Annotated in this window: 25 protein-coding genes and 2 pseudogenes; 14 read left to right on the top strand and 13 right to left on the bottom strand. The window is 67.1% G+C overall.

Going from position 1 to position 26206, the window contains the following annotated elements:
* Positions 1-82 precede the first annotated feature (82 nt).
* Together BW733_RS13865 and BW733_RS18650 are read left to right on the top strand one after the other, a co-directional pair.
* Complete coding sequence (locus tag BW733_RS13865; protein WP_077351373.1) at positions 83-574, top strand: RNA polymerase sigma factor; 492 nt, start codon at positions 83-85, stop codon at positions 572-574.
* The gene (locus tag BW733_RS18650) at positions 567-1517 is read left to right on the top strand and encodes a hypothetical protein (RefSeq protein WP_077351371.1); all 951 of its coding nucleotides are present in this window, start codon (positions 567-569) and stop codon (positions 1515-1517) included. The genes BW733_RS13865 and BW733_RS18650 overlap by 8 nt, the downstream gene beginning before the upstream one ends.
* Here BW733_RS18650 and BW733_RS13855 read toward each other — a convergent pair.
* The 5 genes from BW733_RS13855 to BW733_RS13835 form a co-directional block, all read right to left on the bottom strand.
* The gene (locus BW733_RS13855) at positions 1507-1995 is read right to left on the bottom strand and encodes a hypothetical protein (RefSeq protein ID WP_077351369.1); all 489 of its coding nucleotides are present in this window, start codon (positions 1993-1995) and stop codon (positions 1507-1509) included. The two genes, BW733_RS18650 and BW733_RS13855, sit on opposite strands and share 11 nt — an antisense overlap.
* Positions 1996-2074: 79 nt before the next feature.
* Entirely contained in the window at positions 2075-3754 is a 1680-nt protein-coding gene (gene ettA / locus BW733_RS13850) for an energy-dependent translational throttle protein EttA (RefSeq protein ID WP_077351367.1), read from the bottom strand.
* A gap of 91 nt (positions 3755-3845) precedes the next feature.
* Positions 3846-5453: a GTPase gene (locus BW733_RS13845; protein ID WP_077351365.1), complete on the bottom strand. Its 1608-nt coding sequence runs from the start codon at positions 5451-5453 to the stop codon at positions 3846-3848.
* On the bottom strand, positions 5450-7174 hold the full coding sequence (locus BW733_RS13840; RefSeq protein WP_077351363.1) for a GTPase family protein: 1725 nt from the start codon (positions 7172-7174) through the stop codon (positions 5450-5452). Before BW733_RS13840 ends, BW733_RS13845 begins: the two co-directional genes overlap by 4 nt.
* The gene (locus BW733_RS13835; protein WP_161490244.1) at positions 7171-8724 is read right to left on the bottom strand and encodes a PrsW family intramembrane metalloprotease; all 1554 of its coding nucleotides are present in this window, start codon (positions 8722-8724) and stop codon (positions 7171-7173) included. Before BW733_RS13835 ends, BW733_RS13840 begins: the two co-directional genes overlap by 4 nt.
* Positions 8725-8787: 63 nt before the next feature.
* Here BW733_RS13835 and BW733_RS13830 point away from each other — a divergent pair, with 63 nt between their 5' ends.
* Complete coding sequence (locus BW733_RS13830; protein ID WP_077351359.1) at positions 8788-9384, top strand: 2'-5' RNA ligase family protein; 597 nt, start codon at positions 8788-8790, stop codon at positions 9382-9384.
* Positions 9385-9528: 144 nt separating this feature from the next.
* Here BW733_RS13830 and BW733_RS13825 read toward each other — a convergent pair whose 3' ends face one another.
* Entirely contained in the window at positions 9529-10566 is a 1038-nt protein-coding gene (locus BW733_RS13825; protein ID WP_077351357.1) for a LacI family DNA-binding transcriptional regulator, read from the bottom strand.
* Positions 10567-11123: 557 nt separating this feature from the next.
* Here BW733_RS13825 and BW733_RS13820 point away from each other — a divergent pair.
* The 6 genes from BW733_RS13820 to BW733_RS13795 all read left to right on the top strand — a co-directional run bounded on the left by BW733_RS13820 (position 11124) and on the right by BW733_RS13795 (position 15682).
* The gene (locus BW733_RS13820; protein ID WP_077351355.1) at positions 11124-11558 is read left to right on the top strand and encodes a VOC family protein; all 435 of its coding nucleotides are present in this window, start codon (positions 11124-11126) and stop codon (positions 11556-11558) included.
* Positions 11559-11762: 204 nt separating this feature from the next.
* Positions 11763-12125 (top strand): hypothetical protein, encoded by a 363-nt coding sequence (locus BW733_RS13815; protein ID WP_202970213.1) that lies wholly within the window; start codon positions 11763-11765, stop codon positions 12123-12125.
* 100 nt (positions 12126-12225) lie between these two features.
* Positions 12226-12993 (top strand): hypothetical protein, encoded by a 768-nt coding sequence (locus tag BW733_RS13810; protein ID WP_152024721.1) that lies wholly within the window; start codon positions 12226-12228, stop codon positions 12991-12993.
* Between the two features lie 96 nt (positions 12994-13089).
* Positions 13090-14154, top strand: coding sequence for a helix-turn-helix domain-containing protein (locus tag BW733_RS13805; protein WP_161490243.1), 1065 nt, complete (start codon positions 13090-13092; stop codon positions 14152-14154).
* A gap of 35 nt (positions 14155-14189) precedes the next feature.
* Positions 14190-14546: a DUF2188 domain-containing protein gene (locus BW733_RS13800; RefSeq protein ID WP_077351349.1), complete on the top strand. Its 357-nt coding sequence runs from the start codon at positions 14190-14192 to the stop codon at positions 14544-14546.
* Positions 14489-15682, top strand: coding sequence for a DEAD/DEAH box helicase family protein (locus tag BW733_RS13795; protein WP_161490242.1), 1194 nt, complete (start codon positions 14489-14491; stop codon positions 15680-15682). The genes BW733_RS13800 and BW733_RS13795 overlap by 58 nt, the downstream gene beginning before the upstream one ends.
* On the opposite strand, the pseudogene BW733_RS13790 reads toward BW733_RS13795, so the two are convergent.
* Positions 15621-16832, bottom strand: a pseudogene (locus tag BW733_RS13790) (IS256 family transposase); the annotation flags it as partial. The gene BW733_RS13795 and the pseudogene BW733_RS13790 overlap by 62 nt on opposite strands.
* 157 nt (positions 16833-16989) lie before the next feature.
* Between BW733_RS13790 and istA the strand changes: the two are divergent.
* Together istA and istB are read left to right on the top strand one after the other, a co-directional pair.
* The gene (gene istA / locus BW733_RS13785; protein ID WP_202970152.1) at positions 16990-18297 is read left to right on the top strand and encodes an IS21 family transposase; all 1308 of its coding nucleotides are present in this window, start codon (positions 16990-16992) and stop codon (positions 18295-18297) included.
* A complete protein-coding gene (gene istB, locus BW733_RS13780) occupies positions 18294-19100 on the top strand; it encodes an IS21-like element helper ATPase IstB (RefSeq protein ID WP_077348793.1) in 807 nt (268 codons plus the stop codon). Before istA ends, istB begins: the two co-directional genes overlap by 4 nt.
* Before the next feature lies 1 nt (position 19101).
* Here the strand turns inward: istB and BW733_RS18335 are convergent, their stop codons facing one another.
* Entirely contained in the window at positions 19102-19254 is a 153-nt protein-coding gene (locus BW733_RS18335) for a hypothetical protein (protein ID WP_161490241.1), read from the bottom strand.
* Between the two features lie 388 nt (positions 19255-19642).
* Here BW733_RS18335 and BW733_RS13775 point away from each other — a divergent pair, with 388 nt between their 5' ends.
* Complete coding sequence (locus tag BW733_RS13775) at positions 19643-19864, top strand: hypothetical protein (RefSeq protein ID WP_077351343.1); 222 nt, start codon at positions 19643-19645, stop codon at positions 19862-19864.
* On the opposite strand, the gene BW733_RS19570 is transcribed toward BW733_RS13775, so the two are convergent.
* Together BW733_RS19570 and BW733_RS13765 are read right to left on the bottom strand one after the other, a co-directional pair.
* Complete coding sequence (locus BW733_RS19570) at positions 19857-20063, bottom strand: ParA family protein (protein ID WP_418361322.1); 207 nt, start codon at positions 20061-20063, stop codon at positions 19857-19859. The genes BW733_RS13775 and BW733_RS19570 overlap by 8 nt on opposite strands.
* A 318-nt stretch (positions 20064-20381) precedes the next feature.
* The gene (locus BW733_RS13765; RefSeq protein WP_202970212.1) at positions 20382-21764 is read right to left on the bottom strand and encodes a ferredoxin reductase family protein; all 1383 of its coding nucleotides are present in this window, start codon (positions 21762-21764) and stop codon (positions 20382-20384) included.
* 301 nt (positions 21765-22065) lie between these two features.
* Between BW733_RS13765 and BW733_RS19565 the strand changes: the two are divergent.
* A pseudogene (locus BW733_RS19565) lies at positions 22066-22590 on the top strand (transposase); the annotation flags it as partial.
* A complete protein-coding gene (locus tag BW733_RS19560; RefSeq protein WP_443081363.1) occupies positions 22564-24291 on the top strand; it encodes an IS1634 family transposase in 1728 nt (575 codons plus the stop codon). The pseudogene BW733_RS19565 and the gene BW733_RS19560, both read left to right, overlap by 27 nt.
* 109 nt (positions 24292-24400) lie before the next feature.
* Here BW733_RS19560 and BW733_RS13755 read toward each other — a convergent pair whose 3' ends face one another.
* The 3 genes from BW733_RS13755 to BW733_RS13745 form a co-directional block, all read right to left on the bottom strand.
* Complete coding sequence (locus BW733_RS13755) at positions 24401-25048, bottom strand: LysR substrate-binding domain-containing protein (protein ID WP_077351337.1); 648 nt, start codon at positions 25046-25048, stop codon at positions 24401-24403.
* Positions 25045-25317, bottom strand: coding sequence for an MGMT family protein (locus tag BW733_RS13750; protein ID WP_237268415.1), 273 nt, complete (start codon positions 25315-25317; stop codon positions 25045-25047). Before BW733_RS13750 ends, BW733_RS13755 begins: the two co-directional genes overlap by 4 nt.
* 179 nt (positions 25318-25496) lie before the next feature.
* Positions 25497-26078: a VIT1/CCC1 transporter family protein gene (locus BW733_RS13745; protein WP_202970210.1), complete on the bottom strand. Its 582-nt coding sequence runs from the start codon at positions 26076-26078 to the stop codon at positions 25497-25499.
* Positions 26079-26206: the final 128 nt, after the last annotated feature.

Below are 26206 nucleotides of genomic sequence, written 5' to 3'. Positions count from 1 at the left end.
GACAAAGTCCGCGCCGGAATGCAACCTGGTGTGGAGCCCGGGCGTATCCACCGTGAAAACCGATCACGAGAGGAAGGACCCCATGGACGAGGAACAGTTCGACCGGTTCTACACCGGCTCGTACTCGAAACTCGTCGGCCAGATCTATGCGATGTGCGGAAATCTGAGCGAGGCTCAGGACTGCGTGCAGGAGGCCTTCATCCGCGCGTGGGACCACCGCAGGAAGCTCGACCTGTCCGGCCATCCCGAGGCCTGGGTGCGCACGACCGCGTACCGGCTGGCCGTGAGCCGCTGGCGCAGGGCGCGTCGTGCCTGGCGACAGCCGGACCGCGCCCTCGAACCCGAACGTGACCTGGAGCCGTCGCCCGACCGGGTGGCGATCGCCACGGCCCTCGCGCAGCTGCCCGAGGATCAGCGCAGGGCCATCGTGCTCTACCACCTGTGCGACATGAGCGTCGCCGAGGTGGCCGATGAGGTGGGCTCCCCCACCGGAACCGTCAAGGCCCGTCTCTCCCGGGGTCGCGCCTCTCTCGCCGCCCTGCTCAATCCCGATCTGGAGGTCCGTCATGCCTGAGCGCATCCCCGAACTGGACCGTCTCGCTTCCGCTGCCAAGGAGGTTCCCGTGCCCACCGCATCCGAGATCCGGCGCCGCGGCGACCGCCGCCGCACGACCCGTGGGGTCGTCGGGGGGACGGGTGCCTGCGCGCTCCTGCTCGTGGCGGGCTTCGGCGCCTTCCAGGCCCTCGCCCCCGACACCCCTGACGTCGCGGAGCAGTCGCCCACGCCGACGGCGTCGCCCTCCCCGTCGGCCACGACAGCTCCGTCGCCCACCCCGACCCCGACGCAGCCGTCCCCCACCCCGTCCACGCCTGCGCCCACGCCGACGACCCAGCCGAGCCCCACAGGGGTCCCGGCCGCGATCCCACCCACGTGGGACAACGTCGCGACCCCGGAGATGCTCGCCCTCGAGGGCGACATCCCGCTGATCGTCAGCGACGAGTACGAGGGCAAGGGCCAGGCGCCGCAGAGCTTCTGCATGACCGACCTGCCGGGAGCTCCGAGCAGGATCCTGACCCGCGTGATGGGCTTCGAGGAGGGCGACCCGTCGCTGTACTCGGCGGTGGTGTTCGGCTATGCCGACTCTGACCAGGCCGCAGCGGCGTTCGACCAGCTGCGCGAGGATGCCGTGAACTGCGACGACGCGCTCGTCGACCTCGGCTTCACCGACCCGAAGCTCTACGACTACACCGACCAGGTGTCCTTCACCCCTCCCGGGGACGTCACCGACGCCGGGCATGCCTACATCCTGGGGATGGCCGCACCGGCCGACGAGACGAGCGTGGACGGCCGCTTCGTGGAGACGACGCTGATCCGGCAGGACGAGCGCGTCCTGATGGTCTTCCAGAGCTTCCTCGGGCAGGACTACAACTGCTCGACCGACGTGAACGACGACGTCGCCGGCCCCTGCCGGGTGATCGCCGGGATGGACGAGATGGGAGAGGCCCTCAACCGGTGACGGTGGCGTCCCAGTAGCGGACGGCCCGGTTGCCCTCGAACCAGATGGCCCCGAGCATGGCGAGATAGGTGAGCGGGACGAGGACGAAGAGCGTCGCGCTCAGGCCGTCGGCGAAGCCGGCGCCGAAGAGGCGCCCGGCGAGGGAGTCGAGTTTCCTGCCGGGCGCCGTCTCGGGCACGGCGAGCGCGAGCAGCGCCCAGAGGCCGTAGTAGACGAACGACAAGACGGAGGCGACCCGGCCGAGGAAGTGCCGCCACTGGCGGCGTCGGTAGGTCCAGGCGAGCAGGCCTGCGATGACCTGCAGGGCGACCGTCGCGGGCAGTCCGATCACGACGTAGAGGAAGAACGTCCCGGCGGGCTCGGTCGTGGCTACGCGGAGCGCCACCACGAGCGCGGGCAGTGCCACGATCGCCCACCAGAGCCCCTGGTAGGCCACCTCTCCCAGGCGATCGCGAGGCACCGGGGAGTTAGTGGACATGCCCCGACCCTACCCAACCGCCCGTCCGGCAACGACAACGGCCCCTCACCGTCGAAGGTGAGGGGCCGCCTGCCCGGGATCAGCGGGTCAGTCGTCGGTGCGACGACGACTTGGGCCGCGACGCCTCAGGGCCGAGGCGCGCGATCTTGTTCTCCTCGTAGTCGGCGAAGTTGCCCTCGAACCAGAACCAGTTCGCCGGGTCCTCATCGGTGCCCTCCCAGGCGAGGATGTGGGTGGCGACGCGGTCGAGGAACCAGCGGTCGTGGGAGATCACGACGGCACAGCCGGGGAACTCGAGCAGCGCGTCCTCGAGCGACTGCAGCGTCTCGACGTCCAGGTCGTTGGTCGGCTCATCGAGGAGAAGGACGTTGCCGCCCTGCTTGAGGGTGAGCGCAAGGTTCAGGCGGTTGCGCTCACCGCCCGAGAGGACGCCGGCGAGCTTCTGCTGGTCGGGGCCCTTGAAGCCGAACGAGGCGACGTAGGCGCGCGAGGGCATCTCGAAGTTGGCGACCTTGATGTAGTCGAGCCCGTCGGAGACGACCTCCCACACGTTCTTCTTGGGGTCGATGCCCGAACGGTTCTGGTCGACGTAGCTGAACGAGACGGTGTCGCCCACCTTGAGCTCGCCCGAGTCGGGCTGCTCGATGCCGGTGATCGTCTTGAACAGCGTGGTCTTGCCGACGCCGTTGGGGCCGATGATGCCGACGATCCCTGCGCGGGGAAGCGTGAAGGTCAGGTTGTCGATCAGGACGCGGTCGCCGAAGCCCTTCTTGAGGTTCCTGGCCTCGAGCACGATCGAACCGAGGCGCGGGCCCGGCGGGATGTTGATCTCGGACAGGTCGACGGCACGGTTGCGCTCGGCCTCGGCGGCCATCTCCTCATAGCGGGCGAGGCGGGCCTTGCTCTTGGCCTGGCGGGCCTTCGGGTTGGAGCGCACCCACTCCAGTTCCTTCTCAAGGATCTTGGCGCGCTTGGCGTCCTTCTTGCCCTCGATCTGCAGGCGCTGGCGCTTGGTCTCCAGGTAGGTGGAGTAGTTGCCCTCGTACGGGTGCAGGCGTCCGCGGTCGATCTCGCAGATCCACTCCGCGACGTTGTCGAGGAAGTAGCGGTCGTGCGTGACGGCGAGGACGGCGCCCGGGTAGTTCTTGAGGTGCTTCTCCAGCCAGTCGACGGACTCAGCGTCGAGGTGGTTGGTCGGCTCATCGAGGAGCAGCAGGTCGGGCGCCTCGAGCAGCAGCTTGCACAGCGCGACGCGGCGGCGCTCACCACCGGAGAGGACGTTGACCGGCGTGTCCGGCGGCGGGCACTGGAGGGCGTCCATCGCCTGCTCGAGCATCGAGTCGATCTCCCACGCGTTGCGGTGTTCGAGCTCGGTCTGGAGCTTGCCCATCTCGTCCATCAGTGCGTCGAAGTCGGCGTCGGGCTCGGCCATCGCCATGCCGATCTCGTCGTAGCGCTTGAGCATCGCCTTCGTCTCGGCGACGGCCAGCTCGACGTTCTCGATGACGGTCTTGTCCTCGTCGAGCGGAGGCTCCTGCAGGAGGATGCCGACGCTCGCGCCCTTCTGGAGGTTCGCCTCGCCGTTGTTCGGCCGGTCGAGACCGGCCATGAGCTTGAGCATCGTCGACTTGCCTGCGCCGTTCGGCCCGACGACGCCGATCTTGGCGCCGGGGAAGAACGACAACGTGACGTTGTCGAGGATGACCTTGTCTCCGACCGTCTTGCGGACGTTGTACATGGTGTAGATGAACTCGGCCACAGTGAGCAGATCCCTTTCGCGTTGACCGCATGCCAGTATGCCAGTTAACCCGGGATCCCCCTCAGTCGTGGGGTGGCGCCGTGCCTGCAGGTCAGGTGGTGAGCCGGTCGAGCGCCTTGCGCGCGGTGACGTAACGCTCGACCTCAGCCTCGGCAGGGGCGAGCACACGATCGCGGGCCACCTCGGCAACCGCCTTCTCCAGCGACCGGCGGGCCCGGCGTGCCGCCCCGCGGGCGGTCGCGTTGATGATCAGCTGGGAGATGGCCGAGACCACGATGCCGGCGAGCAGTCCGCCGATCAGCAGGACGGTCGGCAGCGGAACCTGCAGTCCACTCTCCTGGCCGATCGGTACGGTGCCGACGGCGGGCAGCCCGAGATAACCGAGCACCACGTTGAGCGTCAGCCAGCCGACGCCGACCACGACGGCGACGATGAGCAGCCACTGGAGCGCCCGGATCAGGTTCCACCACACCGGGTTGCGCGCGACCTTCAGGTCGGCGCCGACGACCGCGCGGTCCAGGTCGTCGGGAAGCCTGCGCTCCGACTCGTGCACGGCGGCGCCGACGGCATCGCGCCACAGCGGCGGCATGCCCTCGCTCAGCTCCTGGGTGAGACCGCGCAGGCCGGTTGCCAGGTGCGCGCCAGAGGCGGCCGAGCGGGCGGGGAGCGAGCTGCGTGTGATCGCGGGCGTCTCCTCCTTGTCCTGCTTCTTCGCCCCGCCGAGGCGGAGCCGCTTCAGCGGGTCGGGCTTCAGCCGTCCGATCCACTTGACCATCGGCCAGCCGGTGGCCAGCTGGCCGCGGTGGCGCACCGAGTCGCGCACGGCGTCGGCCACGATGTCGATACCCGCGGCGGCGCCGAGCTGGGCGTTGAGCCGGGCGACGGTCTCCCGACTCGCCTTCGCCGTCGTCGTGCCGCGTCCCATCGCCTCGTCAAGCCGGCCGGCCGCGACGTCGACGTCCGCGGCGAGACGCAGCGCCGCTGCCCGCTTGCTCGTGCTGAGCTCCGCAAGCCTGCTGCGGATCTCGGGGATGCCCATGCCGGTCACGGCCGAGGTGGCGATCAACGCGACACCGCCGAGGCCGTCCTGCTCGAGGAGCCGACGGATGTGGTCGAGGCACTGACGCAGTTGGTCGGGGGTGAGCAGGTCGGCCTGGTTCAGCACGACCGTGATCACGTCGCGGTGTTTCGCGAGGGGCCGGAGATAGCGGCGGTGGATGGCCTCGTCTGCGTACTTCTGCGGGTCGAGCACCCAGATGAACTGGTCGACGAGGGCGACCATCCGGTCCACCTCGTCGCGGTGGGCGGTCGCGGTCGAGTCGTGATCGGGCAGGTCGAGCAGGACGAGGTCGGCAAGATCCGGGCTCGGCGGCTCGGCCTCGTAGCGCCGCTCGATCCCCAGCAGGTCGAGCAGGGCCGGGTTGGACGCCGAGAAACTGGCGGCCAGCGTCTTGGAGGTGGTGGGTCGCCTGGCCCCCTGCTCGGCGAGCCGGGTACCGCTGATGGCGTTGAAGAGGCTTGACTTGCCGGAGCCGGTGGCTCCTGCGAAGGCGACGGTGGTCTGCGGACCGGCCGCGAGTCGGCGCGTGGCGTGCGCGAGGACGGTGCGCGCCGCGTGTCCGATCTCCTCGGGCACCCGCCCGTCGACGAGGTCGACGACCTCGCCGAGGACCCCAAGTTTGTCCACGACGCTCGTCATCTCAGCTCCGGTGCGGTCAGGTCGTCGAACGCCGAGCGGGCGGCACCGCGCAGCTGCTCCGCCGCCGAGGTGAGCCGCGCCGCCGCGTCCGGGTCGACGGCGAGCGCGTCGAGGATGTCGTCGAAGCGGGCCTTCTCGTCGCTGAGGACGCCGTCGACCCGTTCGCGGAGGAGGCGCTGCGCCTCGACCGCGAGCCGACGTACCTCCTCCTCACCGAAGACGGCCTCGAGGAGGCGCTGCGCGAGCAGCGAGGTGCCACCTGCGATGCCGACCTCGGCCGTGGTGAGGCCACCCGTCGCGGCGAACACGACGATGATCAGGGCCGCTCCCGCGACATTTGTCCCGATGGCGAGGAAGCGTGCCTTCATGCGCTTGCCCCGTCCCTCCTCCTCCACGAGCCGCAGGATGTCGGACTGCCAGGAGCGGATGGCCTCGGCCGCCGCCTCACCGAAGCCTTCCGAGGCTCGGGCGAGGTCGGGCTGAGCTGCGATGATCTCGCGCCCCCAGCGGGTGCGCGACCATGCGACGGCCGTCGTCTCGGCGGCCCTGTCCCCCGCCTCCTGCAGCACAGCGGCAAGGCTGTCGGAGATCGCCACCTGCATCGCCTCGACCTTCGGTTCGCCCCTGAACCAGCCGCTGATGCGGTCACGGATCATGCCGATGCGCTCCTCGATGCCGCGCATGAACTCGCCGGTGCCGACGAGGTCCTGCCACCTGCCGAGGATCTCTCCGCGCAGCATCGTCCCGTCGCTCGCGGCCGCGGCGACCTCGTCCGAGGCGGCCTTGTAGCTGACCTCCGCCTGCACGCGGAGGTCGGCGACCGCCTCCTCCTGCAGCGCGACACCGTCGATCAGTTCCTTCAACTGCGGGTCGAGGGAGCGCACGGCCCCGGCGAGGGTCTGCACGGCGACCTGGGCGCGCATCTCGGACTCGGCTGCGAGCTGGCCGAGCCACTGCCGCACGCCGGAGACGTCACCGCGCGGCAGCATCCCGTCTGAGGTGAGCGCGCGCTCCGGGACGGCGAACAGCTTCGCCGAGCCGAGGCCGCGCTCGGCGAGCATCTGGGCGAGGTGGGTGCCGACCTCGGTGATCGCCCCGGGCGGGCAGCGGTTGACGATGACGCTGATCACGACATTGCGCTCGGCGGCCGTCGACAGGTAGTTCCACGGCACCGCGTCGGCGTAGCGGGCGGCCGAGGTGACGAAGATCCAGAGGTCGGCCGCGAGCAGGAGCTGCTGCGCGAGCGAGCGGTTGGCGTCGTCGATGGAGTCGATGTCGGGTGCGTCGAGCAGCGCGAGCCCCGGGGGCAGATCCGGGAAGGCCACGATCTGCAGGGCGCGGGAGTCGTGCAGCTGCGAGTCGGTGCGCACGAGATCGGGCAGCACGTTCTCGGAGCGGAACCACGCCTCGTCGTCGGGATGGCACACGAGCACGGGCGACTTCGTCGTCGGGCGCAGCACGCCCGGGCGCGTGACCTGGGCCCGCAGCAGGGAGTTGACAAGCGTCGACTTGCCCGCACCGGTGGAGCCGCCGACGACGGCGAGCAGCGGGGCGTCGAGCCGTGTGGCCCGAGGGAGCAGATAGTCGCGCACCTGGTGCGTGATCGACTCGGAGAGCGAGCGCAGCGACGCGGCGCCGTCGAGGGGAAGGGGGAACTGGGCGACCTGGATGGTCGAGTCGAGGGTGCGGAAGGCGTCGACCAGCCGCTGTGCGCCGCTCATCGAGGTGTCGGCCAGTTGCCGCCGACACCGGCCGGGCCGGGTGAGGTGGGCGGAGGGTAGGTGGGGGTGGTCGTGCCCGGGTCCTGGCCGGGGGGCGGCTTGGGCAGCGACTTCTTCTTCGACGGCGGGATCAGCGGAAGGCCCGCGTAGTCGCTGAGCGCCGTCCCCTGCCGCAGCACCTCGATCTCGTGGATCAGGTCCTTCGCCCGCTCATCACCTGCCATGCCGACCGTGCCGCGCACCATCTGGTTACGCAGATAGGCCAGCTCGGTGAAGTGACGCATCAGCTTCCTGGTGCGCCACCAGACACGGGGGCCACGGAACATGGAGACGAACAGCAGCCACATCCGACGCAGCGGGCCACCGAAGACCTCGACGTCGCGCTTGCTGATCCAGCCGGCGCGGTGGTAGTCGGTCAGCCGGGCCTTCAGGAGCTGCCCGTTGCCGATCACGCTGACGATCAGCGAGACGATGATGACGCCGACGAGGCCGAGCGCCATGTACCAGGGCACCATCAGGTCTTCGGTGGAGTTGGTGGAGGCCAGACCGTTGAACAGCATGTGGCCGGCGCAGGCGAGCATGAAGCCGCCCACCGGAGCCATGACGCGCACGATCTTGCTCCGCGCGGCCAGGCCGATCACCAGTCCACCCGCGGTCATCATGGTGAACAGCGGGTGCCCGAACGAGGTGTAGATGCCGCGGAGCTTCACCAGCTCCAGCATGGTCTCCTCAGGGTTGGCGATGGTGATGTCGTTGGTTGCCTGCATCCACACGCGCGAGTAGTAGAGGATGTTCTCGACGAAGGCGAAGCCGATGGCCGACAGGCCGGCGAGGGTCACCATCGAGAGGCGCGAGACGATCTTGTTGCGCCACATCACGACCAGGAAGATCAGGATGGTCGCCTTGGCGAACTCCTCGACGAAGGGGGCCGCGAAGATGGCGGCCCGCGAGCCCGAGTCGGCGTTGGCCTCGCGGGTGGACATCGCCATGCCGACCCAGGTGTTCACGTGGATCGAGAACCAGGTCGAGGCGCAGGCTCCCCAGCCGAACACGAGCAGCCAGATGACGGGGCGCGCCGAGCGGAACCGGTCGAGCCAGACGAACAGCGTGAAGTAGGCCAGCGCCGTCCACATGGCGTAGAACGCGCCCTTGCGGAACGCCTCATCCGTGATGCCCAGCGCGACGCTGCCGTCCTCGAACGTCTGGTCGGGGTGCAGCATCCAGTACTGGTTGTAGAGGCCGGCGAAGTACAGGGGGACGAGCACGATGGTCATCCAGAACGCCGGTTGCCTGCGGAGCCATCGGCCCGGGCGGGTGAAGTTGAGGAAGAAGCCCGCGCCGAGCGCCACGAGCGCGATCGGCACCCACACCAGCGGGGTCGCCTGGATCCAGTGCCTCCACTGGGCGAAGAACAGAGCCCACACGGCCATCACGAGCGGCGTCGCGAACGACGCCCAGACGCGCCAGTCGGCGTACCACGCACGGTTCGTAGGCGTCATCGCGACGCCGTCGAGCCAGCGCTGACGGTTCAGGATGCGGGCTTCAGTCATGATGCGCCCCAGCGTACCGGTCTGGGCGAGCGCCGCTCGGCAGGTGGACGATACGCTGCGCTCATGCGCAGCTTCTTCGAATCCATGACGCCGTGGCCACGCAACGACGGTGCCCTGCACGTCTATGCGCTGCCCGACGACGCCGTCGCGGACCGGCTCGAGGAGTTGTCCACCCGACTCGACGGTGTCACCGGACTGCCGCGGATGCCGCGCACGTGGCTGCATCTCACCGTCCGGCAGCTGACCCAGTTCGACGACCTGGGGCAGGCCGAGCTGACCCGGCTGTGCGATGAGCTTGGCCTTGCGCTCTCGGGCCTTGCTCCCTTCGAGCTGACCATGGGAGCGCCTACGGCCCACGAGACCACCGTCAACTGCGACGCAGAGCCGTCACAGCCGTGGGACGCGCTGGTCGGCGCGGTGCGCTCGGCCGCGACGAGCTTCGCAGGAGACCCGCTGCATCCGGATCCGTACGGTCCACACGTGACCCTCGCCTACGCCACCGGCGAGGTCGACGACCGGGAGGTCCGGGAGAGGCTTGCCGACGCCCCCGCCGTCGGGCAGGTGCCGATCCGTCAGGTGCACCTCGTCTCGGTCACCGTCCGGCCTGAGATCGGCACCTTCGACTGGACCGAACTGGCGAACTGGGAGCTCCGCGGCTAGAGCCGGTCGCGCCTCGCCCAGGCGTCGCCCATGCAGCAGCAGGACGCACGTCTTGAGCCGAAGCCGCACTCGCCGGGCACTGCGCCAAGGCGCGAAGCCTCCGGCCCGACGGCGACCGATGGCCGCGTCTTCGTTGTCGGCCGCTCAGGCGCTCTCGCGGATCACCAGCTCCAGTGGGAGCGACATCGAGGCGGGTGCCTGGCCGTCGATCACCTCGAGCAGGAGGCGCACGACCTCGCGGCTGACGCGGTCGAACGGCTGACGCATGGTGGTCAGCTTCGGCGTCGTCGTCATCGCGACGCTCGAGTCGTCGAACCCGACGACGGCGACGTCACCGGGAACCGACCTGCCCTGCTCCGCAAGCACCTGCAGCGCTCCGGCGGCCATCAGGTCGTTGGCCGCGAAGATGGCGTCGAGATCGGGGGCGCGTTGCAGCAGCATGCGGGTGGCCGCTGCGCCGCTCTCCTTGGTGTAGTCGCCCTCGGCGATCAGCGCCGGGTCGACCTTGCCGACCTGCTCCTTATATCCCGCGAGGCGGGCCATGCCGCCGCCGGTGTCCTGGGAGCCCGCGATGGTGGCGATCCTCGTCCGGCCGATGCTCTGCAGGTAGGCGACGGCGTCCGCGGCCCCTGCCCTGTCCTCGACGGCGATGTGGCCGATCTTGCGCTCCAACCCGAGCGGGACGCCGATGGAGATGGCGGGCACCTTCGCGTGCACCAGGTCGCTGATCAGCCGCTTGTGGCTGGCGTGCGAGGAGATCATCAGCACTCCGTCCACGTGGCCGCCCGTGATGAAGTTGGTTGCGCGGCGCCGCTCAGCGTCGTTGCCCGCGAGCAGCATGACAAGCGAGATGTCCTGTTCTGCGAGCGCGTTCGATGCCCCGCGCATCAGGACCGCGAAGTTGGGGTCCTCGAAGAGCCGGTCCTGGGACTCAGTCAGGAGGAAGGCGACGGACCCGGCGCGAGCCGTGGCGAGGCTGCGGGCGTGCGGGTTGATCCGGTACCCGGTCTTGCGGATGGCCGCGTTGACTGCGGCGAGGGAGTCGGGGCTCACCCAGTGGCCACCGTTGAGGACTCGCGATACCGTTCCGCGGGAGACACCGGCTGCACGCGCGACGTCATCGATCGTCGGGCGGCGGTCCGAGCGTTTCGTGCGGTCCGGCTGGCCTGTCTGTGTCGGCATCGTTGTCCTTTCGGGCCCAGGCGTGAGGCTCAATGTGAGTCAGGATGCCAGGGTTGAGCGGTCAGAGTCGAACCTTGTCCATGACATCGATCAGGAGTCGCCCACCCTGTGCGACAGCCACTCTGCCGGCGCTCCCCAGGGCTGCATGAGCGCTACTCAGCCATCCCTGAGCTCACTGTAATCGGTTCTAGACGACGTGTCGCGAACTTTCATGATTCGACGGGCACCTCCTAGGACCTTTCACCGCCCTTCACGAACACCAGCTGTGATCGCGCACAGGCTTTGATCGGGCTGGGGGCCCGCGTTTGCAGTTGCAGCGGGCAAGGATCGCCCGCGCGGGCGCGGCACCGCCTCCCCGATGCGCACGGCGGCCCGCCCCGTCGAAGCGGCGACAAGGGATCGGGTGCTCAGCAAAGCGATCACAAGGAGCGATCGTTTCGCTCCACTTGCACGCGTTGCGGGTGAGCGCAATGGTCGAAAGTTGTCGACGCGCCGGGCATTCTGGCGCCCTTCCACTGAGCACAGGAGGCGTCCAGCCAGGCTCGTAGGCTGGCCCCATGGCACTCAGGATGGACAACATGGGCATCGTCGTCGACGACCTGGATGAGGCCGTTGCGTTCTTCGAGATCCTCGGGATGGAACTCGAGGGCCGCGGGATGGTCGAGGGCGAGTGGGCCGGCCGCGTGACCGGACTCGGCGACCAGCAGGTCGAGATCGCGATGCTGCGCACACCCGACGGCCACGGAAAGCTCGAGTTGTCGCGCTTCCTCTCCCCCGCCGTCGTCTCCGACCATCGCGGGGCCCAGGTCAATGCGCTGGGCTACCTGCGGGTGATGTTCGCCGTGGATGACCTCGACTCGACGCTCGCCCGGCTCTCCGCGGTCGGCGGGGTCCTCGTCGGCGACGTCGTCCGCTTCGAGGACGCCTACCGCCTCTGTTACCTCCGCGGCCCCGGTTCGCTCCTGATCGGCCTCGCCGAGGAACTGGGTTGAGCCATCGCCCTGAAACGAGAGAAGCGGCCCTGGTCTGCGGGAGATCCCACGGGCCAGAACCGCTTCGGTTCGGGGTGCCTGGGTAGCACGTTCGGCAACTCCTCCCCGAAGACAAAGACCCTAGTCAACCGCATGAATCGTGGGGTCTACGAGGTCTCTCGACGTCCCCAGGATGCCGCTCCGAAGGACGATCGTGGCCCTGTTGTGAGGACTGTCGAGACGGCTCAAACTTTTCTCACCGCCTCCGAGGCGGACGCCCTCGTCGGCGACTACCTGGCCGGGATGAGCGTCAAGGCGCTCGCTGAGAGGTACGGCATCCACCGCGCAACGGTGTTCTCCCACCTGCGTCGCCGCAACGTGCCGAGCCGCCGCCCGGGGCTGGGCCTCGACGAGAAGGCGGAGGCCGTGCGGCTCACCCGAGCGGGCGTCTCGATGCGAGCGATCGGTCGACGGATGGGTGTGGACCGCAAGGCAGTACGTGCAGCGCTGGTCGAGGCTGGACTCATCGTGGATGACACCGACGATTCGCGTCTTGACCGACTCGCCGGGTCCGATCTGACAGACTGAGGGTGTTGAGCCGAGTGAAGAGTGACCTCGGCAGCCATCCTGTTGGTGCTAACTCTGACGGATTGCCGCGTGATACTAAAGTTGTGTGCTAGAGTCCTTCGTGACGACGAAGGAGGCCCCGGTGGCTCAGCAACACGACAGCGACGACTGGCGCAGCGAGTTCCAGCCAGCAGAGCTCGCGGCACTCCGCGAACGAATCCCGACCGCGATCCAGCGCAGCCAGGATCGCTCGGCCCGCGCTCAGGCAGCATATGACGATCCCGATGGGGACCAGGACGTGTACGGGGCTGGCATGGCCCGTGGTGTGCAGAAGGAGCTCCGCACACTTCTGTCCGACCTACCTACCTATCGGGAGGCAAAGGTCCCGACGACCCGACGGATGCTGACCTTCGTCGGCAACACACTCATCTTCGCGCAACGGGTGGGCAAGCAGATGCCGCGCAACGTTCGCCGTGTTCGGCTCAGCTACTTGCCTGACTCGCGCCGTGAACTCCTCTCGAAGACGAGCAACGTCAAGTACTCGGACCCCGGGCTCTTCGACATCAGTGACGTTCTCGAAGGAGATCAGCCTGCATCGCTTGAGGATGCGCTCAGCCACGTCGAACTGGCTGTGCCTCGCACTACGCTCTTCGTTCCCTACTACAGCAGTACGCCGCAGGGTGTGGGAACGGTCTACTTCGCACCTGCGCGACTGAACGGCCGGTACCTGGAGTTTGCAGACCCCGAGCGGCTCACCTATGAGCGCACGCCTTCTTCGGTCGATGCTCCGCACACCATGTTGAAGCCTGTCGCCGGGTTCAACGGCAGCGAGCGTCCGCGTACCTCGGTGAAGCTGCGCCAGCGGCGGTCCGAGCAGGAAGGCAACTGACCCATGCCGACTGAGTACGTAGGCGACGCTGACCTAGCGGCGGTTGCCAGGATGTTTGACCCAGCGCGGCTAGCTCAGGCTCGTCGGATCAGCAAGATGTCCAAGGCTGACCTTCATCGCAAGGTTGGCGTATCGGCCGCCGCGATCGGGCAGTACGAGCGTGGAGAGGTGCGTCCCCGCGCAGAGACGGTCGCTGCCCTAGCCACGGCGCTCGGTGTTCCGCCGGGCTTCTTCGCGCTCGGGCGTCCACGCGTCCAGGTGGACATCGCTGAAGCGTCGTTCCGTCGACTCCGTTCAACGACTGTCACGCAACAGCAGCAAGCGACTGCGTATGTCGAACAAGCCTGGGAACTCAGCTGCTACCTCGAAGAGAGCGTGGAGTTCCCTGATCTAGACCTCCCTACCTGGGCGCAGGTCGACTCATCGGATGTGCCCGACCCCGTGACAGCAGCGCGAGCCATGCGTCAACACTGGATGCTCGGGACCGTGCCAATCAATCACCTCGTGTACGAGCTTGAACAGCATGGCATCCTGACAGTCTTCTTCTCCATGAAGGAAGACCTCGCACTTGACGAGAAGAGCCGGATCGACGCCTTCTCGACCACCGCACTGCCACGTCCCATGATCGTGCTGACCCCAGACAAGGCCAACGATGTTATGCGGCATCGGTTCTCGGCCGCGCACGAACTTGGACACATCGTCCTTCATCACGGCCGGCAAGGAACAGATAGCCAACTTGAGCGGCAGGCAGACATGTTCGCGGCCGAGTTCCTCACTCCTCGCGATGCGATCCGTGACCAGTTGCCTCGGCGCATCAACTTCAACCGGTACGAGGAACTTAGCCAGCTTTGGGGGGTCTCCATCAACTCTCTGATCTTCCGGTCCCGGGAGCTTGATCTTATCTCGGAGTCCACAGCCCGTCGCGCGTACATCACGCTGAATGGGATCGCTCGGCGACCTATGCCGGTTCACGACTATCCCGGCGAGCGACCCGAACTCCTGAAGTCCGCGCTTGAGCTGCTTGACCAGGCAGGTGTGCCACTGACTCAGGTCGCGGAGGACCTCCAGATGACGCCTCGTCACATACGACGGCTAGCTGGCATCGACGATCCCCAGCCCAAGCTGACGCTGGTGAAAGACCACCCAGACAACAGGAAGTAGTGGGCAGCAGTCCCATCCGAGAAAGAGGAAAGATCATGACAGAACCCAACAAGCGAGTAGTCCAGCGCCGAAGCGACGGCGACTGGGACGTACGGAAGCCAAGAGCTGATCGTGCCAGCGCCGTAACCTCCACACAGGTCGAAGGCATTCAACGCGCCCGTACGATCCTCGGCAACGACGGAGGGGGCGAGTTGCAGGTCCGTTCGCTCAAGGGGACGATCCGCGCGCAAGACACGATCGCACCTGGGAACGCCCGAGGTCATCCAAGGGGTGATCGCGGCGCACTTGTTGGCAGTCGCGTTCCTTGGATAGGCGAAGAAGAGAGAGGCTCGACGTGGAGTACCGCACCGAGGATGTCTGGGCGACGCCGCACGTCGCGGGCAAGAACGTAGTCCGTCAACTGCTGGTCCCGACGTGCGACGACATTGAGGTGTTTGAGACCGAGCCAGGCATCGAAGTGGTGAAGACACCCTTCGGACAGTGGCCTACAACGTGCACTGCTGATCTTCCGACTGATGGGCTGCTCGCGGCGAGGCTCCCTGGAGATCACTCCCCGAACGCCCAGATCGAATGGGGCGGTAGTCGAGAGGCGGCTCAGGCGAGCGAGGTCATCCAATCCTTCGAAGGTGCCATTGGGTTTACTGCGCATGACCTACCCCGCAGCCTGAGACGACCGCAGATCGCAGCGCTTCACTCCATCGTCGGTTACCAGTCGTCCGGCCTGTCTGAGCCCGGGATCGTGGTCATGCCGACAGGCACAGGCAAGACAGAGACGATGCTGGCGTGGCTCGTGGCACAACGGCCCGAACGTGTGCTGGTGGTCGTTCCCTCCACTGCACTTCGCGATCAGATAGCGAGCAAGTTCGAGACCCTGGGCATCCTTCAGGTCGAAGGCATCGTCGACCACCGCGCGTTGCGCCCCAGAGTCGGCCGGGTAGAGGGCCGGTTCACCGATGGTGCCGAAGCGAGGGCTTTCGTCGAGGCAGCGAACGTCGTCGTTGCAACACCCAACGCGATCCACGCCAACGAGCCTGACGTGCGCGCAGCCTTCTTCGAGAGCTTCACACACCTGCTCGTCGACGAGGCGCACCATGCGCCGGCTCGAACATGGACAGAGATCATCCGTGTATTCGCGAACCGGCCAACGCTTCTGTTCACGGCGACACCGTTCCGTCGCGACGGATTGACACTGCCCGGCCGCGTCATCTTCCGCTTCCCGCTACGGGAAGCTCAGAAGGAGGGATACTTCAGCACCATCGACTTCACTGCGGTACTCGATCTGGATGATGACGATGAGGCATTGGCACTCGCCGCAGTCTCGCGGCTTCGAGATGACTTGGTCGCCGGCCACGAGCATCTGCTTCTGGCACGGGTGGGGTCGAAGGCGAGGGCGGATGAAGTTCATGAGCTCTACTCACGCATCGCTCCCGAGCTGAGGTATTGTCAAATCCTGTGGATGAGCCTTCTCAGGCAGCCTGCTGGATGGCTTGGTCGGAGGGGTCTGGTTCGACGAGTTTGCCGTCTTTGAAGGTGGCGCCTGCTCGGACTTTGGCTACGAGGTGGGGTGCCCGGATCGCTCGCCACCTGTTCTGCGCGGATTGCATCAGCTTGAACGCCATCGCGATCCCAGCGGCCCGGCTGCCTGGGCCTTTCGTGACCCGCTGACGGAGCCTGACGGTCGCGAATGTCGACTCGATCGGGTTCGTGGTACGTAGATGGACCCAGTGCTCGGCGGGGTAGTCGAAGAACGCCAGCAGCACGTCGGTGTCGTCGACGATCTTGGCAGCCGCCTTGGGCCACTTGGTGCCGTAAGCGGCGGCGAACGCCTTCACAGCGGCCTTGGCGTGGGGCTTGTCTTCGGCCTGCCATATCTCCCGGATCGCGGCCAACGCACCCGGCTGGGCAGACTTCGGCAGCGCGGCCAGCACGTTGCCGGTCTTGTGCCACCAGCACCGTTGCTCCTTCGTGGCCGGGAACACGTCCCTGACGGCCTTCCAGAACCCGAGCGCCCCGTCACCGATGGCCAGGGTGGGGGCGGTCATGCCGCGGCGTTTGCAGTCCCGCAGCAGGTCCGCCCACGACTCCGAGGATTCCCGGAACCCGTCGGCCAGGGCGATCAGCTCCTTGCGGCCATCAGAGCGGACGCCGATCATGACGAGCAGGCAGACCTTGTCCTGGTCCAGACGGACCTTCAGGTGGATCCCATCGACCCACATGTAGACGTAGTCCGACCCCGCCAGGGACCGTTCGTTGAAGGCCCGGGCCTCGTCTTGCCACTGCCTGGTCAACCGGGTGATCACCGCCGGCGAGAGGCCCTTGCCGGTGCCCAGGAACTGCTCCAACGCGGGGGCGAAGTCATTGCTCGACAGGCCGTGCAGATACAACAGCGGCAGCACCTCGGCGACCTGGGCCGATTTGCGCGCCCACCTGGGCAGGATCGCCGAAGCGAACCTTGCCCGCTTACCGGTGGCCTCATCGACGCGCTTATCGTTGACCCTGGGCTGGCGGACCTCGACCGCGCCAGCGGCGGTGGTCACCAGCCGCTGGGCGTGGTAGCCGTTGCGCACCACCAGCCGGCGGCCCTGCTCGTCCACCTCCGCCTGGAACTGCTCGATGTAAGCGTCGACCTCGGCCTGCAACGCCGCAGCCAGCATCCGCCGGGCACCATCACGCACGATTGACGGCGCTCACTGAAATTCCCCAGTTCTGCTCATCGAAATTCCTCACCCTGGGTCGCTCCGCCGCATGAGGCGGGCCCTCCCCGAGACTGGTGGTCTCTGACCACACACCACCTCGAGGAAGGCCCTTGTTCTTATGCTCTCAGAAAGCAGCAGCGTGGATATCCACGCTCTGAAACGGCAGGGGATGACGATCAGCGAGATCGCCCGCCGCACCAACCATGACCGCAAGACGATCCGCGCGTACTTGAACGGGGACCGGGTCCCGGGGCGGCGGCAACGCGCCGTGCCGGACTCGTTCGAGGCGTTCGTCGACTACGTTAGCGCGCGCCTATCGGAGGACCCGCATTTGTGGGCGGCGACGTTGCTCGACGAGCTGCGCCCGCTGGGCTACGCGGGGTCGTATCCGACGTTGACCCGACAGATCCGTGACCGCGGGCTGCGGCCGGCCTGCGCCGCCTGCGCGCACGTCACGAAGCGTCCGAACGCGGTCATCGAGCATCCGCCGGGTGAGGAGACCCAGTTCGACTGGCTCGAGCTGCCCGATGCGCCCACGCACTGGGGGTTCCCGACGAAGAAGGCGTTCCTGCTGGTCGGCTCGCTGGCCCACTCGGGGGTTTGGCGGGCGGTGCTCGCCCCGTCGATGGATCTGCCGCACCTGTTGGCCGCGATGAGCACCTTGCTGCGTCTGCTGGGTGGGCTCACTCGCGTGTGGCGCTTCGATCGGATGCGCACCGTGCTGGACCCGGTCACGGGGGATCTGACGGCGATGTTCGCCGGGTTCGCGAAGCACCACGGCGTCCAGGTGGTCGCCTGCCGGCCCCGCTCCGGCAACCGCAAGGGCGTGGTCGAGAAGAATAACCACACCGCCGCGCAACGCTGGTGGCGGACTCTGCCCGACGAACTCACCCTCGAGCAGGCCCAGGCCGGTGTCGAGGCGTTCGCCCGCCGACAAGACCAGCGACGCCGGGAAGACGTGTCCGGGTGGAGCACCGCGAAGGCGATGTTCGCCGCCGAACGGCTCCGAGCGTTGCCACCGACGGTGTTCCCGGTGATCCTCACCGAGGAACGCACCGCCACCCGGCAGGCGCTGATCGACTGGCGCGGCAACCGGTATTCCGTCCCACCCGAACTCGCTGCCGGGAAGGTCGTCGTCCATCACCGCCACGGCAGCGACACCATCGACATCGCCACCCTCTCCGGCGCGGTCCTCGCCCGACACCGAGTCGCCGAACCGGGCCTGGGGGTCACGATCCGCGACACCGGACACGTCACCGCCCTCGAAACGATCGCCCTCGCCTCGGCACCGCCGGGACGCTCCCACCGCCGCAAGGAACGCATCCCACCCGGCGCCACCGCCCTGCGCGCCGCCGCCGTGCTCACCGGCGCCGCGGAACCGCTCTCGACCGTGATCAGCCTGGCCGCCTACGAGCAGGCCGCGAAGAACAGGAACACCCTCCCATGACCACCACCACGAACACCGCCGCCAGCGTCTACCAACAGCTGCGCAACCACCTCACCGACCTGAAACTCGCCGACGCCGCCGACGCCCTCCCGAAGGTGCTCGACCAAGCCCAAACCGAGGGCTGGAGCCTCACCCACACCCTCGAGCACCTACTGCGCATCGAGGTCACCGCCACCGAAGCCCGACGCCTCGCCGGCCGGTTCCGTTTCGCGAACCTCCCCACCGGCGCCACCCTCGACGACTTCGACCTCGACCACGCCTCCGGCATCGACCGAAACCTGCTCACCGAACTCGGCACCTGCCGCTACCTCGACACCGCCACCAACATCCTCCTCATCGGCTCACCCGGCGTCGGGAAGACCCACATCGCCACCGGCCTCGGGCACGCCGCCGTCACCGCCGGCTACCGCGTCTACTTCACCTCCGCCGCCGACCTCGCCGCCCGCTGCCACCGCGCCGCGATCGAAGGCAAGTGGTCCACCATGATGCGTTTCTTCGCCGGTCCGACCCTGCTCATCATCGACGAGCTTGGCTACCTCCCGCTGCCCGGCGAGGCCGCCTCAGCCTTGTTCCAGGTCATCAACCAGCGCTACCTGAAGACCTCGATCGTGATCACCACGAACCGGCCGGTCGGAGCCTGGGGCGAGATCCTCGGCGACACCACCGTCGCCGCCGCCATGCTCGACCGGCTCCTCCACCGCTCCGTCGTCATCACCCTCGACGGCCCCTCCTACCGACTCCGCAACCACCACGCCGCAGCCGACGAACTACGCCGCGCCACAACCGGCACCAACCTGCGCTAACCTAACCCCGCGACCTGAGGAACTTCGACGAGCAACTCTGGGGAAATTCGCTGAGCACCGTCACGATCTCATCAAGCACCGGCCCGTCTCCCTCTCGAGCCTCGGTCGGCTGCCCCTGGTTGGCCTCCCAGCCCTCGGGAACTACATTGGACATGGACGCACCTTCCCGGACCAACGCTTCCAACGTCGGCCCATGATCAGAATCTCTGTTACTGAAAGATCATCCCCGAGAAGGTGCGTCCCTCGCACCCCAGCCCCCGGGGACCATCCACAGGATTTGATCATTCCTCGACCAGACTTTCGATATCCTCATCGACGACGACCGCGCTGGCGAAGCCGCCGACCTTGTTGGTATCCGCGTCGACAAGGGCGATCTTCTTGTCACGCTGGTGCACTGCAAGTACTCATCGAAGCCCACAGCCGGCTCACGCCTCAGCGACCTGTACGAGGTATGTGGGCAAGCGATGCGAGGTGCGCGATGGCGCGATAACGGAGCCCTTCCGTTGCTGGAGCATCTTGACCGCCGCGCCAAGGCGTACACCATGCGCACTGGTCTCAGCCCTTTTGAGATCGGCGATCGAGAAGCGCTGTTCCGCATCCGGCAGCAAGCCCCCCAACTGTTCCCCCGCATTTCGACCGTCATCGCCCAACCAGGCCTCAGCATCAAGGCATCCTCAGACGAACAGCTCAGGCTGATCGCTGGCGCAGCGTCGTACGTACAGAGCGTCACCAAAGGTAGCTTCGACGTCTACGCGTCTACATAGGTGGTCCGTTGATACTGGCCTGCTTGCTCTGGGTAACGATGAGAACGGCATCGGCGGCCACCAACGCGTTGATCGTCAGCTGGTCCAGCGAGGGCGGGCAGTCGATGAGCACCAGGTCATACCGGTCCGCCACCGTCGCCAGCGCGTCACGCAGCCGCGACTCACGCCCTGCGCCGGTCACCACGAGCTCATCGCGCACGACTCCGAGGGTCTCCCCGCTTCGGCACAGTGCACATCCTTCCAGCGGCACCCTCAGCGCCACAGATCAGATGTCACTTATCCGTGCAGCGGTCCCGGGTCGCGGTCAGCGACATGGTCCAGGGCTTACCGATCGGGACATCACCAACGTCCAGCAACACCCGCCAGACGACGCTGTGCCGGACCGAACCACTACCTCCGTTGGTTGAGCGTCAGGCTGCCACGCGCGCGAGGGCGAACATGGCGGACATCAGAACGATGAGGATGCCGGTGGCGATAGCGAGCCGATCGGCGAGTGTACGGCGCATTCAGGCCTCCTTCAGGCGAAGTTGTATCGCTCGGAGTGGTACTTGGACATCGGTACGCCCAGTGTGCTGAGGGTGGTCTCCATCGAGTCCATCATCGGGGGTGGTCCGCAGATGAAGTACTCGTGCTCGTCGTATGGCGGCGGGACGTGGCGCCGCAGGATGTCAGCGGTGATGAAGCCTCGCTCGCCGGTCCAGTCGGCGGGCGGATCGGTGAGCACGTAGACGGTGGTCAGCGCCAGCCGGCCGGCGATCTTGTCGAGTTCCTCGCGGAACGTGATCGACTCCCAGTCTGTAGCCCCGTACAGCAGGATGACAGGCCGGTTGTCGTGTCGGTCGGCCAGGGTCCGGATGATACTCATCATCGGTGTGATGCCGACACCGCCAGCGATGAGGATGTGCATGTCGGCCGGGTTTCCGATCGTGAACGCCCCATAGGGTCCGTCCACGTAGACTCGCTTGCCGACCGGAATCGTCCCAACCGTAGCGGTGAAGTCCCCTAGCCTGCGGATCGACATCTCGACCGATCCCTCGCCGGCCTCAGCGCTGCCGGAGAAGGAGAACGGGTGACCCGTGATGCGGAAGGGACCGCCCCAGACGGTGAGCCAGCCGAACTGACCGGGCTCGAAGTGGAAGCCGTCGTGCCCGTCGGGCTCCATCACGAGCGTCGTGGTGTCGCCGCGTTCAGCACGCACCTGTGTGACCGTGTAGGGCCTGCGGAGCATGAACAGCGGCCTGACGATGCGCACATAGGCGAGCAGTCCGATCCAGAACACCGTCAGAGAGATCCACAGCGCCCTCTTCCACGGATCGGCTAGGTAGAAGCCCCAGCTCACCATGTGCGCCAGGCCGGTGACCACCGCGGCGACGGCCAGGACGACATGCAGATGGTGCCACGTCTCGTAGCGCATCCGCAGACGCGCCCGCCACAGCGACGTCATCACGAGCACTAGGAGTGACACCACGGACAGCACGGCGAAGCGCGCGCGCCAGGGCGCGTCGACGAAGGTGAGGAGTCCGATCAGGTTTGGCCGGACGATGAACAGGATGACCGGATGGGCGATAACCAGGGCGACGGCGACCAACGAGAGCTGGCGGTGCAGGTGATAGAGGACGTCTTCGCCCCACGGCTCGGTCACTCGCCGGAACCGGGCAGTGAGACCGAACTGCAGTCCCATCATCGCGAGCCCGGCATAGCCGATTGCGGCGGAGAACTCGGTCCAGAAGTCCCGGGCCGGCCCGACGGTCCCTATGAGCAGAGCGAAGAGAGGCGCCAGGACGAACACCAGGTAGCCGGCTACCCAGGCGGTAGCGCGCGACGGATGGGAGCGCCTCATTGAACTGTCCTGGATCTCTCGGAGAGTTGGTTGATTATGCGGCCCCCGAGGCGGGGTCACAGTCCTAGCCTGCCACTGACCGAGGTCGAACTCAATGGGTGCAGGTGCTGCTCGATTGAGGAGTGGAGGAGGTGTTGTCCAGCGCATTGCCCATCGTGCCGATCGATCCGCGACGCCGATCTGACCAAGTTCGGCGGTCGCGCCCCGGACCTGAGGCCCCCGGCGCCGGAGTGATGGACGAGTCTGCATGCTCCCCGCGGGCGCCGACGCCCTGCCAGATGACTAGCATTTGTCAGCGTCGCCTGAAAAATGACCCTGTATCGACGGCCGAAAACGGACCCCCTCGGCCACGCTGGGGAGGGTGATGACCGTGGAGGACTGGGCTGAGATCCGCAGACTGCATCGGGTCGAAGGGGTGGCGATCAAGGCGATCGCTCGCAGGCTGGGTGTGTCGAGAAACGCGGTGCGGCGGGCGTTGGCGCGCGATGCTCCGCCGAAGTATGTCCGGGCGCCGAAGGGCTCGATCGTGGACGCGGTGGAGCCAGCGATCCGGGAGTTGCTGCGGGAGCATCCGCGGATGCCGGCGACGGTGATCGCCGAGCGGGTCGGGTGGGAGCGGTCGTTGACGGTCTTGAAGGACCGGGTGCGGGAGCTGCGCCCGTACTACCTGCCGCCGGACCCGGCCACGCGCACCGCCTATGACCCCGGGCAGCGGGTCCAGTGCGATCTGTGGTTCCCGCCGGCATCGGTCCCGCTCGGCTTCGGTCACACCGGTCACCCGCCGGTGCTGGTGATGGTCTCGGGGTACTCGCGGATGATCTTCGCCCAGATGCTGCCGACTCGGCAGGCACCGGACCTCATCGCTGGGCACTGGGCCCTGCTGCAGCTGGCGCACAACGAGTGGGATCCGGCTGCGAAGAGCGCGCGGATGAAGGTGCTGTACAACTTCGGCCGGGCCGAGGAGCTGGACCGGGCCGCGGTGCAGCGGTTGATCGGGTCGCTGTCCCGGCTGCTCGGCGAGACCTCGAGAGGCAGCCAGGTCGAGGATCAGGCCGGTGGGCTGCCCGGGTTGGGCTTCATCGAGTCCCGGCCGCTGGGCGGGGCCTGGGTGCTGGACGCGTTGTGGACCCGGCTCGGGATCGCCAAGACGATGCGCACCCTGCTGAGCGGGACCCGCCGCGACGCCACCGTTGAGCGGGTGCTGTTCGCGTTGGTCGCCAACCGTGCACTGGCACCGTCCTCGAAGCTGGCCGCCGCGGGCTGGGTCAACCGTGACGTGCACGTTCCTGGCCTGTCCGAGGTCAGCGACGACGCCTGCTACCGGGCGATGGACTGGCTCCTGGCCGTCGAACCAGCCCTGGCCAAGGACGTGTACGCCTCGACCGCGGACCTGCTCAACCTGCAGGTCGACCTGCTGTTCTTCGAGACCACCTCCACCTACTTCGAAACCGAGACCGGCGACGAACCCCTCTGGCGCGACGTCAAGGGCAACCCCGTGGCCACCACCATCGACACCACCGCTGACGGCGACGGCGACGACGACGGCGGCGAGCTGCCGAGCGGTGCGGTCAAGCAGGCCGGGTTCCGCACCTACGGCAAGTCCAAGGACCACCGCGAGGACCTGCCGCAGGTCGTCGTCGGGATGGCCGTGACCCGCGAGGGGATCCCGGTACGGGTGTGGTGCTGGCCGGGCAACACCTCCGACTCGGCGCTGATCCGCCAGGTCAAGGACGACATGCGCGACTGGAACCTGGCCCGGGTGGTGTGGGTCGCCGACCGCGGGTTCACCTCAGCGGAGAACCGCCGCTACCTCCAACGCGCCGGCGGCGGTTACATCCTGGGCGAGAAGCTCCGTTCCGGCTCGGCCGAAGCCACTGCCGCGTTGGGGCGGGCCGGCCGCTACCAAGACGTCGCCGACAACCTGCGCGTCAAGGAAGTACGGATCAGCGAGAGCGAACGGTTCGTCATCTGTCACAACCCCGAGGCCGCCGACCGCGACGCCCTGGTGCGGACGGCACTGCTCGCACGGCTCACCGAGATGATCAAGAACTCCGACAAGCTCACCAAGACCAAGCGGGCCGAGCTGCGTGGGGTGATCTCCACCAAGCCCGGGCTGAACCGCTACCTGCGCGTCACCCCCAGCGGGCTACTCCGCATCGACGCGGACGCGATCGCCGAGGAGGCCAAGCTGGACGGCAAGTACCTGCTGCGCTCCAGCGACCCCCACCTCTCCGCGCAAGACATCGCGCTGGGCTACAAGCAGCTGCTGGAGGTCGAACGCGGCTGGCGCGACATGAAACAGATCCTGGACCTACGCCCGGTCCACCACCGACTCGAGGACCGCATCCGCGCCCACGTCGTCTTGTGCTGGCTCGCGCTGCTGCTGATCCGGATCATCGAGACCACCACCGGCGACACCTGGAACAACCTGCGCGCCGAACTCCAGCGGCTGTACGTGGGCACCTTCACCGGCCCGGCCGGCACCTACCAGCAGAGCACCGACCTCACCAGCGAGCAGGCCAAGATCCTCGCCCAGCTCGACATCACCGCCCCGCCCCGGATCCTGGACCTCGCCACCGCGGGCTGATCCTCCCGCCGGGACAGGGCTAGTGACACGCCGTGTCACCGGCCAAACACGCGTTTCCGCAGGTCAACCCCCACAACCGCGCCCCCAAGCAGTCACTCAGCTGCGGAACTCAGGGAATCACGGCGTGCACACGCTTGTTAGAGAGGTGCCTGGCCAGGGGCTGCGCCATGAGCGCGCCGCCGAGCCCAGTCGCTACGAGCTCGAGTGTTGCCTTGGCGTTTCGTGGCGTCCAAGAAGGGTCTTTCCACTCCTGGGGTTCGGGCCACTCGGCGAAGTGATCCGGGTGTGCGAGGAGCGTCAATAAGGAGAGATCCTCGAGATCAATCTCTCCCAGCTTCGCGAGCTCGTGATCTGCCGGAACCACAAGAGCGATGGTCTCGTTGTAGAGGTGCATCGCGTGCCGGGTGCGCGCTGCCGCCTCGCTTCCCGCGGGAATAGCTCCGGGTGCAACTCGTTCTAGCAATACATCGAACTCTGTGCGGGCGTTCTCAACCTCGTGCAGGTCCACAGGCACGAGTTCCAACGGTTGTTCTCGCACTGCTCGCGCCCAACGCTCGGCCCACTTGCTTGGGGCCACGCCGCGCACGAAGCCGAGCTGCAGCGTCGGCAGCTCCACCCGTTCCGGTTTGGGCGTTGCCTTGGCAGCGGCCTGCTTTTTCGAGGCGGCCCCGGCCTTCTTGCCAGCTGACTGCGGTCGCTTGATCGACCTCAGAGGGCTGCCTTTTGATGCGCCTCGTCGTGGGGCATTACGGTTCAAGGGGCAACCTCCGAGTAAATTTCATGATCGTAGCTGAGTCGGGCCGATGACAGAGCGATGCGGTAGTCGTCCTCCGATACCTGGCACCTGAGCGGTGTGCCCTCTTCAAGGTAGCGGGGAAGGGCGAGACGACTGTGTCCCTGCGGTGGCAGTCCACTCGCCGGCACGACTCGCCACCAGGTGACGGCGTGGCCGTAGTAGGCGAGCACTCGACCGACTGCCCGCGGAGCGTTGGACCCAAGTGCGTGCGCAATGTCACCGTATGTCATGACGCGCCCTGGCGGGATGCGCCTGATGACGTCGAGCACTGCGTCGACGAACTCCGGGCTTGGCATGCGTTATTAAGCCTACGGCCACAGCAGAGATTCGAATTGCGAGGATCGCGTGATTTTGAGGATCACCAAGCCAATTGGGCGCTGCTGAAGAGTGTGGGCTCGATCTTCGCCGATTAACCGAGTTGTGAGACCCCGAGGAGCGTACCAATGCCATAGGTGGCCGCGACGGCGATGCCGCCGAAGAGCAGCTGGCGGCCCGCGCTCGCGAAGGGGTTGCGGTCAGTGAACTTTGCGGCAGCGAAGCCCGCAGCGAGAAGACCCACTCCGCCGAAGAGGAGCCCCCACCCGAGGGTTCCGAAGCCGATCAGGAACGGAAGGACCGGGATAATCGCACCCACGCTACTAAAGGAGACAAGAGATGCGATTGCCGCCACCCTCGGCGATTGCTTTTCGTCGGGGCTCAAGCCAAGTTCGTGCGCGAGGTGCACTCTGAGCGCCTGTTCGGTGTTCGCGTGCACCTGTGAAGCGGCATCGCGAGCTGTACTACTAGGGTGCATGCCGAGCGACTCGAACATGATCGAGAGTTCGGCCTCCTCGCCTTCTGGATTGCGAGTGAGGGCGTCGCGCTCGGTGTCGATCTCAACTTGAAGCTGCTCGTTCTGCGTCCGCACGGAGGTGTATTCGCCAAGCGCCATTGAGATCGCGCCAGAGATGAGGCCCGAGATACCGGTGATCGCGATAATGCGGCTCTTCACAGATGGCGGTGGAGTGAAGGGGTGCGGGTGACCGGCCCGACCCGCTGGACTCGGCGGGGTCGGGGGCAGGTGGGGGCCCTCGGGTTGGCAGGATGAAGGTGTCTAAGCCACATCTGAAAACCCAAGGG

The organism is Tessaracoccus flavescens (assembly GCF_001998865.1).
GTDB lineage: Bacteria > Actinomycetota > Actinomycetes > Propionibacteriales > Propionibacteriaceae > Arachnia > Arachnia flavescens.
The sequence above is the reverse complement of the archived record's forward strand: the minus strand, read 5'-3'. Positions and strand labels throughout refer to the sequence as shown.